The organism is Herbiconiux aconitum (assembly GCF_024979235.1).
GTDB classification, from domain to species: Bacteria; Actinomycetota; Actinomycetes; order Actinomycetales; family Microbacteriaceae; genus Herbiconiux; species Herbiconiux aconitum.
The window spans coordinates 2392111-2400207 of record NZ_JANLCM010000001.1 but is presented as its reverse complement, the minus strand read 5'-3'; the positions used below and the strand labels follow the sequence as shown (position 1 = coordinate 2400207).

Genomic DNA, 8097 nt, shown 5'->3' with positions numbered 1-8097 from the left:
CCCGGCGGCGGCCGGGGCGGGCACGGCGGCCGGGGCGGGCACAGCGGCGGCCGACGCGGGCACAGCGGGCGGGCCGGCGGCAGGTGCCGGCGCGGAATGGTCTGACATGCGTGTTTCCCCTCACGGTCAAGGCCCTTCCACTCTGGTCTGAACCAGCGCACCCGACAACCGCCCTCGCCGAGCACCCGCGAATCGTGTCGTCTCATCGGGCGGTGAGCGCATCCTCCGATTCGGGAGGAGCTGACGCACACGACGGCTTGTGGGAGCGTTCGTTCGTCGCTTCTCCTCCCGAATCGAGGGTGCGGCACTCCCGAAACGAGGGTCCGGCACTCCCGAAGGGAGGGTCCGGCACTCCCGAAAGGAGGGTCCGCCACTCCCGAACGAGGCGACCGGGACGAATCGACGCCGCGGAGGGTGCGCATCCAGGCGTCGGAGGTAGGGTCACCCGCATGCCCCGCACCGCGCACACCCGCACCGCGCAGCCCCGCCCCGCGCAGACCCGGAAGGCGCACACCCGCGCCATGCACACCCGCACCGCGCAGAGCGGCACAGTCGCCGCGCGCTGGCGCTCCCACCTGCTCTCCACGCTCTCCGGCCGCGACGACGGCCGCCCCGAGTGGGTGGGCGAGATGGCTGAGGGCGACGACGTGGGCTTCTTCGGACCAGGGTCGGCCTCCTGGGCGGTGCACGGCGGCATGGCCACGATGGTGGCGGGCATCCGCGCCCTCCTCATGCAGACCCTGCACCCGGGCGCGATGGCGGGGGTGCACGACTGGTCGCGCTACCGGGAAGACCCGCTCGGCCGCCTGACCGGCACCATCCGCTGGCTCGTCACCGTCACCTTCGGCGACTCCGAACTCGCGCGCCGCGAATCGGCCCGGGTCGCGCGGTTCCACGACCGGGTGCGCGGGGAGTACCTCGACGCATCCGGAGATCCTCGCCCCTATTCGGCCGGCGACCCCGAACTGCTCTCCTGGGTGCACCTCGTCTTCACCGATGCGTTCCTCGCGAGCCACACGCTCTGGGACAGCCCCATCCCCGGCGGGCCCGACCGCTACGTCGACGAGTGGGCGGTGGCCGCGGAGCTGATCGGGGTTCCGGATGCGCCGCACAGCGCCGCGGAGCTGCGTCACCAACTCGACGCCTTTGCCGACGCGGGCGTGCTGAAGAGCGACGAACGCGTTGCCGAGGCGGTGCGCTTCATCCGGCACCCGCCGCTCGCGAAGGGCATGATGCCCGCCTACCGGGTGATGTTCGCCGGAGCGGTCGCCTCGCTGCCACCTCGCTACCGGCGGATGCTCGGCCTCCGCCGCTCTCCCCTGCCGGTGATCTGGGCCACGGGCCGGGTGCTCGCCATCGTGCGCTGGTTCATGGGTAGTTCTTCGTCGTCCGAAGACGCGGCGATGGTGCGGGTGCGCCGACTCGAAACCGAAGGCCGGGCCACTAACTCAAGTAATCGTTGAGGAAGGCGGAGTCGGGCTCGAAAGGGTTGTCCAGATCGCCGTCGTCTCGGGATTCCTCGGGCACCTCCGCCACCTCGAAGGTGATGGGAACGCCGGGCGACACGAGGATCGCCAGTTCGCGATTGCCGTAGAGCGTGACCTTCACGATGTCTCCGCCTCCGCGGACGGCCTCGAGGGCCGCAGCCTCGATGCGATCGATGTTCTGATCCTGGGCGAGCGGATGGGGCGTGTCACTCACGGTGATCGTTATGCGCTGCATGGGCTCTCCTCCGCCTCTCCAGATAACCACGGTTGCCGGTGCGCGAGAAGGGCACCGCGCCCGCCACCCGTCGCCGCGAACGATGTCGGCGTCGACCTGCGGGGCTAGGGTCGGACTATGAAACGGATAACGTACAGCGGCGGTTCGATCGTGACGGGCAACGCCATCACGGCCGCTCTGCTCGACTACACCACGACGGTGGCCGACGCGGAGAACAGCGTCACGGTCGACATCACGGTGCTCGAGGAGAACGGCGAGACGTCGGTGCACACCCTCCTGCTCAGCCAGGCAAGCCAGTTCGACGTGGCCGACGTGGGTGGCATCACCGAGGAGGAAGAGGCGAGACGCTTTCCGGTTCCCGAGATGCCCCAGATCGGCATCAGCGGCACGGTCGAGCAGAATGGGGACGCCTCGCGGGAGGCAGAGGACTTCAATCGCCTGATGGACGAGATCGACGAGGGGTTGGGGCAGTAGCTCATGGGCAAATTCATCTACGGAACACCGTCGATCTCCGTCGACTTCGACGATCGGGTGCTCGCGCACCTCAAAGCGGTGATCCTGTCGAAGGTGCGCCGCGGGGAGAGCTTCTCGTTCTCGTGGGAGTACACCGTCGCGACGGGCAGCGGGCACAGTTCGATCTGGATCCACCCCGCCATCCCGCTCCAGTTCGACTTCGTCGGGGGCCGGGAACCCCGGCTCAACCGGGCGTGGATCGAAGAACTCGTTCGCCTGTCGAACTCCCCCGCCGGACTCCGCGTGATTCCAGAACCTCCCGACCCGGCCTAGGAGGCCGGACCAGCGAGCCGATCTCGACCCACCGGCCCGGCCTCCGGGTGACGCTCGATCAGGCCGCGACGGGCTCGTCGAGCTCGTCGGTGCCGACCGCTCGTTCGCGCAACGGCGCCAGAGCCTTCGACCACGCCACCAGCTGGTCGAGCATGACCCCGACCTGCGGCTCGAGGTAGTCGCCGGGGGTGAAGACGGAGAAGTTCTCGAACTCCGTGATCAGTGAGATGGCGACCTGCGCGCGCACCGTGGCGAGCTGCAGCTCCGAGGCCACGAGACGCAGGTGCTCGACGGCGCGGGCCCCGCCGACGCCGCCGTAGCTGACGAACGCCGCCGCCTTGTTGTTCCACTCGCTGTAGAGGTAGTCGAGCGCGTTCTTCAGCACACCCGAGGTGGAGTGGTTGTACTCCGGGGTGACGAACACGAAGCCGTCGAACTCGGCGATCTTGGCCGACCAGTCCTTGGTGTGCTCGTTCTGGTAGGCGCCGTACGCCGCCGACACCGGCTCGTCGAGGTGGGGCAGCGGGTAGTCGGCCAGGTCGACGAGCTCGAACTCGGCGTCGTCACGGCGGGAGGCGATCTCCGTCACCCATTTCGCGACGGCTTCGCCGTTGCGGCCCGGACGGGTGCTGCCGAGGATGATCCCGATCTTGGTCATATGGTCTGTCTCCTTCAGGAACGATTCGTGCGTCATACGCGTTGTCAGTAATGCGCAACCGTGCGGCCGCGGATTTAGTCCCGCATCCGGCCACGCACTTTGGAATGCGTCAGGAACACGAGAGGACGTAATCCGGCATGACGGCGGAGCCCGTGAGCGACTTTTCTGACATGAGTCGAGTCTGTGAAGAGCCGGAGAGCCGAGAGCTCGTGCGCGATATCTTCACGATGACCGGCGACAAGTGGTCGATGCGGGTCATCAGTGAGCTGGGAGATGGTGCGCGGCGGTTCACGCACCTGATGGCGGCGGTCGACGGCATCTCGCACCGGATGCTCACCCGCACGCTCCGATCGCTCGAACGCGACGGTCTGGTGAACCGGCAGAGCTACGCGGAATCACCTCCGCGCGTCGAGTACTCCCTCACCCCGCTCGGCGAGACGGTGATCGAACCGGTGATGGCCTTCATCCGGTGGACCCACGCGCATCAGGCCGAGATCGAGGCGAGCCGGGCGCGTTTCGACGGCTGAGTCGTGTCGGCACGGGCCGACTCGGCGACGAAGACGGCGCTGGCCTCGGCATAGCGGGCCGTGAGTTCGGCGAAGAGCGCCGTGCTGCGGGCGCCGGGCCAGTCCGCGGGTAGCAGATCTGCGGGCAGACCGGGGTCGAGATAGGGCAGCGGACGCCACACGTCGACGCCGCGGATGTAGCGGGCGAATGCCTCGGCGCCGCTCGCCTCGGTGCTCCCGCTCGAGTCGACGGTCTCGTCCGTCGGCTCGAGCAGGGCGCTCAGGCCGGCGATCGCTTCGAGGTGCAGTCGTTCGATCGCGCCGAGATCCCACCACTCCGCGACGGCGTCGCGCAGCTCCCCCGCCACTCGGGGCCGGTCGGTGCGGAACAGGGTCGCGGATGCCCGGATGCCCAGCTCTCCGAAGATGTCCTCCACCTCGTCGGCGAGGAAGTCGGGGCAGATCCATAGCGCCGCCGAAACCGTGCCGCAGCCGATCCCCTGCAGTCTCTTCCGGAGCTGATGGCGGAGCTGCCGCTGCTCCTCGGGCAGCGAGAAGGAGATGAGGCACCAGGGATCGCCCGGCTGCATGCTGCGGGCGGCGAAGATGCGGCGGTCGCCTTTCGCGAGCATCCCGACCGCCTCGGGATTCACCGCGTAGCCGCTGCGCCCGTCGCGCGCCTCCGTGAGCAGCAGGCCCTTCTGCTTGAGGCGGGCCACCGTGGTGCGGGTGCGGCCGGCCGGCACGTCGAGGTGCTCCAGCAACGCCACGAGGTCGGCGCTCGAAAGCCAGCCGCCGAGCCGACGCAGGTAGAGGCCGATGACGGTGCGGAGCAATGACGCCGTGCTTCCCGGGCGCGACTCGAGGTCGTCGAGTACGGCGACCGTCATGAGGACCCGGCGGCCGTCGCGCCGCCCGTGAGGGCCGTCTCGATCGCGTCGATTCCACGCTGCAGCTCGGCGAAACTCGTGCTGAGCGGCGAGAGACCGATGCGGAGTCCGTCCGGCGCCCGGAAGTCGGGAATCACCCCCTGCTCCCACAATCGCGCCGTCACCTCGCGGAACTCCGGATGCCGGATGGTGACGTGACTCCCCCGCTCCTCGGCGGCCTTGGGGGTCGCGATCGTGACGCCGAGCGGCACGAGCTGTTTCTCGACGAGCCGCAGCGCGTGTTCGGTGAGCGCGATCGACTTCGCGCGGATGGCGTCGATGCCCGCCTCCTCGATGAGGTCGAGCATGTCCTGCATGGCGAGCATCCCGATCACCGGAGGGGTTCCGCTGAGGAAGCGGCGCATCCCCTCGCCCGGCACGAAACCGTCACCCATGGCGAAGACATCGGCGGCGCCCATCCAGCCCTGCACGGGCTGTTCGAGGTCGGCCTGCAGCCTGCGCGCGACGTAGCCGAAGGCGGGCGAGCCCGGACCCCCGTTGAGGTACTTGTAGGTGCAGCCGACGGCGAGATCCACGTTCCACTCGTCGAGTCGCGTGGGCACGGAGCCGACGGAGTGGCAGAGGTCCCAGAGCACCAGCGCGCCGGCGTCGTGGGCGACCCGGGTGATGCCCTCCATGTCGGCGAGGAAGCCCGAGCGGTAAGACACGTGACTCAGCACCACGAGGGCCGTATCGGGGCCGACGGCAGCGCGCACCTGGTCGAGTTCGACGCCGCGAGCGGGGTCGACGGAGATCCAGCGGATGCGCAGGCCCCGTTCGCGCGCGATGCCCTCGGCCACGAAGCGGTCGGTGGGGAAGTTGTCGTCGTCGAGCACGAGCTCGTGGCGGCCGGGGCGGGCGTCGACGGCGGCGCGCATGAGCTTGTAGAGCAGCACCGTGGTGGAGTCGGCGACGACGGTCTGGCCGGGCGCGGCTCCGAGGGTGGCGGCGGCGATGCGGTCGCCCAGCGAGAAGGGCAGCTCCATCCACTGCTCGTCCCAGGCACGGATGAGGCGGCCGCCCCAGTCGCGAGCGACGAAGGCGCCGAGGTGGTCGGCGGTGACGCGCAGCGGGCGGCCGAGGGAGTTGCCGTCGAGGTAGGCGACGAGCCCGTCGCTCGGGAGGAACCGCTCGCGGTAGCCCGCCAGCGGGTCGAGCCGGTCGAGCTCGGCGGTGGTAGGGGCGGCGGCGGTGCCGGGTTCGGCGGCGCGCTCGGCAGAGGATGCCGCGGCGGGGGTGGTGGGGTGGGTCATGCTCGGATCTCCTCGAGGTCGTCGGCGGCCACGACACGGGCGGTCGGCAGCCAGGTGGGAAGCTCGGCCGCGTCGGCCGGTGCGCGTGTCGGCACCCACGACACCCGCGAACCCAAGTCGATCAGGTCGTCATGCTCCGCGAAGTCGCTCGAAGTCGGCTCTGGGGCGCGGGAGAGGCGACTTAGCGCGACTTCGCGAGGGGGCAGGGGGGCGAGGGCGTCGAGGAGTTGGGGAGCAGTGAGGCCGGCGGAGGTGAGGGCGTCGAGCTCGCGCGGGTTGAGGGCGACGGGCAGCGGGCCGTTGCCGAGGTCGGTGCCGTAGAGCACGCGCCCGCCCGCGGCGGCGAATCGGGCGAGGTTGTCGAGGGCCACGGCGAACTCAGGCGTGGGATCTCCCCAACCGTGGATGTCGAGGGTGCTGACCCAGGTCATCCGGTCGGCCATGGCGGCGATCAGCTCGTCGCTGAGCCGCTCGCTGAACGGCGTGTGCGCCAGCCGGTCGACCCCGAGCTGCTGGGCTCGCTCGGCCTGGCCCGCCCCCTCGGTGTGCGCCACGACCACGAGTGCCCGCCGATGCGCCTCGTCGACAACGGCGCGTGCGACGGTGTCGGTCAACCCTCCGCGGCTCACCGCAGCGTCGCCACGCGCGTCCACGCCACCGCGGCCCACCCCGCCGTCGCCACGCGCGTCGGCGGCGCCGGGCGGCTCCGTGTCACCGGTGTGCAGCACGAGCTTCACGAAGCGCGCGCCGGAGCGGTGCATCTCGGCGACCGCGGCGAGCGCGCCGGCGACGTCGCGGAGTTGCCGTACCGCCGCATCCGGAGCCCACGACCGGCCCGACGGATACCCACCCACACCGGTCAGGAACGCCCCCGCGAATTCCACCTCGGGCATCGACGTTCCGGCCGCACCGTGCGCCCAGCTCGCGATGACCGTCGGGTTCCAGCCGAGATCGACCACGCGTGCGATCCCGCCGCCGAGGAGCGCTCCGGGATCGACCAGACCCAGATGCACGTGCGAATCGCAGAATCCCGGCAGCACGACGCCGCCCACGTTCGTCACGACTCGACCCGCGCCGTCGTGCGGCCCCGAGCCACCCGCACCCGCACCCGCGGTGTCCCGCCCGCCCGCAGCCGCAGCATCCAGCCCGCCCGCACCCCAACCATCCAGCCCACCCGCGCCCGCAGCCTCCTGGCCCCCCGCCGACGCGACCGCCGCCCGCCGCACGAGCTCGACGCGCCCGCCCCGGATGCGCAACACAGCCGGCCCGGTCCACTCCCCCACCCACACGTCGTCGACCACCACGAAACGATCGAGCGCGGCATCCGGGGCGGCGCCGGCCTCCGCTCTCACGTGCCGATCTCCGTGCGCACCGCGAACAGCTCCGGAAAGAACGTCAGCGACAGCGCGCGCTCCAGGAATCCGGCCCCCGACGACCCGCCGGTGCCCGACTTCATGCCGATGGTGCGCTGCACCGTGCGCAGGTGCCGGAAGCGCCAGAACTGGAAGTTGTCTTCGAGGTCGACCAGCTCTTCGCACGCCTCGTAGACCCGCCAGTTCTCAGTGGCCGATTCGTAGATCTCGCGGAATACCGGCACGAGCTCCGGATGCATGACGTACGCCTTCGTGACGTCGCGCGACAGCACGCTGTCCGGCACCCCGAATCCCAGGCGGGCGAGGTAGCGGAGGAACTCGTCGTAGAGACTCGGCTCGGCCAGCAGCGACGCCAGCACGGCGCGGGCCGCCGGATCGGAGTCGAAGACCGACAGCATCCGCTCGTTCTTGTTGCCGAGGATGAACTCGACCGCGCGGTACTGGTGCGACTGGAAACCCGACGAGTTCGCGAGGAAGCCGCGGAACTCGGAGTACTCGGTGGGCGTGAGCGTCGCCAGCACCGACCACTGCTGCGTGAGCGTCTCCTGGATGTGCTTCACCCGTGCGATGCGCTTCAGCGCGGTGCCGATGTCGTCGGCCTGCAGGCTCGCCCGCGCCGAACGCAGTTCGTGCAGCAGCAGTTTCAGCCAGAGTTCGCTCGTCTGGTGCTGGATGATGAACAGCAGCTCGTCGTGATGCTCCGGCTCGCTGACCGGGCGCTGGAGGGCGAGCAGCTCGTCGAGCGCCAGGTAGGAGCCGTAGCTCATCCGGCTCGAGAAGTCGGTGACGATTCCTTCGTCGAAGGCCCTGGTGTTGTCGTCGGCGCTCATGCCTCGACGTTACAACATCCTGACGCCCGCCACGATGATG

The 8097-nt window shown here is 70.1% G+C and carries 10 protein-coding genes; 4 read left to right on the top strand and 6 right to left on the bottom strand.

The genetic code is table 11. From position 1 onward, the window contains the following. Positions 1-521 precede the first annotated feature (521 nt). Positions 522-1463, top strand: a complete 942-nt coding sequence (locus N1027_RS11460) for an oxygenase MpaB family protein (protein ID WP_259507986.1) — start codon at positions 522-524, stop codon at positions 1461-1463. Here N1027_RS11460 and N1027_RS11455 read toward each other — a convergent pair. Next, positions 1444-1722 carry a hypothetical protein gene (locus N1027_RS11455; protein WP_259507838.1) on the bottom strand — a complete coding sequence of 93 codons (279 nt, stop codon included), beginning with the start codon at positions 1720-1722 and terminating at the stop codon, positions 1444-1446. The two genes, N1027_RS11460 and N1027_RS11455, sit on opposite strands and share 20 nt — an antisense overlap. A 117-nt stretch (positions 1723-1839) precedes the next feature. On the opposite strand from N1027_RS11455, the gene N1027_RS11450 reads away from it, so the two are divergent. Together N1027_RS11450 and N1027_RS11445 are read left to right on the top strand one after the other, a co-directional pair. Beyond that, positions 1840-2196: a hypothetical protein gene (locus N1027_RS11450; protein ID WP_259507836.1), complete on the top strand. Its 357-nt coding sequence runs from the start codon at positions 1840-1842 to the stop codon at positions 2194-2196. Between the two features lie 3 nt (positions 2197-2199). Next, positions 2200-2508 carry a DUF7882 family protein gene (locus tag N1027_RS11445; RefSeq protein WP_259507834.1) on the top strand — a complete coding sequence of 103 codons (309 nt, stop codon included), beginning with the start codon at positions 2200-2202 and terminating at the stop codon, positions 2506-2508. A gap of 58 nt (positions 2509-2566) precedes the next feature. Here the strand turns inward: N1027_RS11445 and N1027_RS11440 are convergent, their stop codons facing one another. Continuing rightward, on the bottom strand, positions 2567-3166 hold the full coding sequence (locus N1027_RS11440; RefSeq protein WP_259507833.1) for an NADPH-dependent FMN reductase: 600 nt from the start codon (positions 3164-3166) through the stop codon (positions 2567-2569). A gap of 170 nt (positions 3167-3336) precedes the next feature. Between N1027_RS11440 and N1027_RS11435 the strand changes: the two genes are divergently transcribed. After that, a complete protein-coding gene (locus tag N1027_RS11435) occupies positions 3337-3693 on the top strand; it encodes a winged helix-turn-helix transcriptional regulator (protein ID WP_259507831.1) in 357 nt (118 codons plus the stop codon). Here the strand turns inward: N1027_RS11435 and N1027_RS11430 are convergent. The 4 genes from N1027_RS11430 to N1027_RS11415 are packed head-to-tail and all read right to left on the bottom strand — an operon-like array spanning position 3651 to position 8057. After that, positions 3651-4562, bottom strand: a complete 912-nt coding sequence (locus N1027_RS11430) for a PaaX family transcriptional regulator (protein ID WP_259507829.1) — start codon at positions 4560-4562, stop codon at positions 3651-3653. The two genes, N1027_RS11435 and N1027_RS11430, sit on opposite strands and share 43 nt — an antisense overlap. Continuing rightward, positions 4559-5854: a kynureninase gene (gene kynU / locus N1027_RS11425; protein ID WP_259507828.1), complete on the bottom strand. Its 1296-nt coding sequence runs from the start codon at positions 5852-5854 to the stop codon at positions 4559-4561. Before kynU ends, N1027_RS11430 begins: the two co-directional genes overlap by 4 nt. Next, the gene (locus tag N1027_RS11420; RefSeq protein ID WP_259507826.1) at positions 5851-7206 is read right to left on the bottom strand and encodes an amidohydrolase family protein; all 1356 of its coding nucleotides are present in this window, start codon (positions 7204-7206) and stop codon (positions 5851-5853) included. The genes kynU and N1027_RS11420 overlap by 4 nt, the downstream gene beginning before the upstream one ends. After that, positions 7203-8057, bottom strand: coding sequence for a tryptophan 2,3-dioxygenase (locus N1027_RS11415; RefSeq protein ID WP_259507824.1), 855 nt, complete (start codon positions 8055-8057; stop codon positions 7203-7205). Before N1027_RS11415 ends, N1027_RS11420 begins: the two co-directional genes overlap by 4 nt. Between the last annotated feature and the right edge of the window lie 40 nt (positions 8058-8097).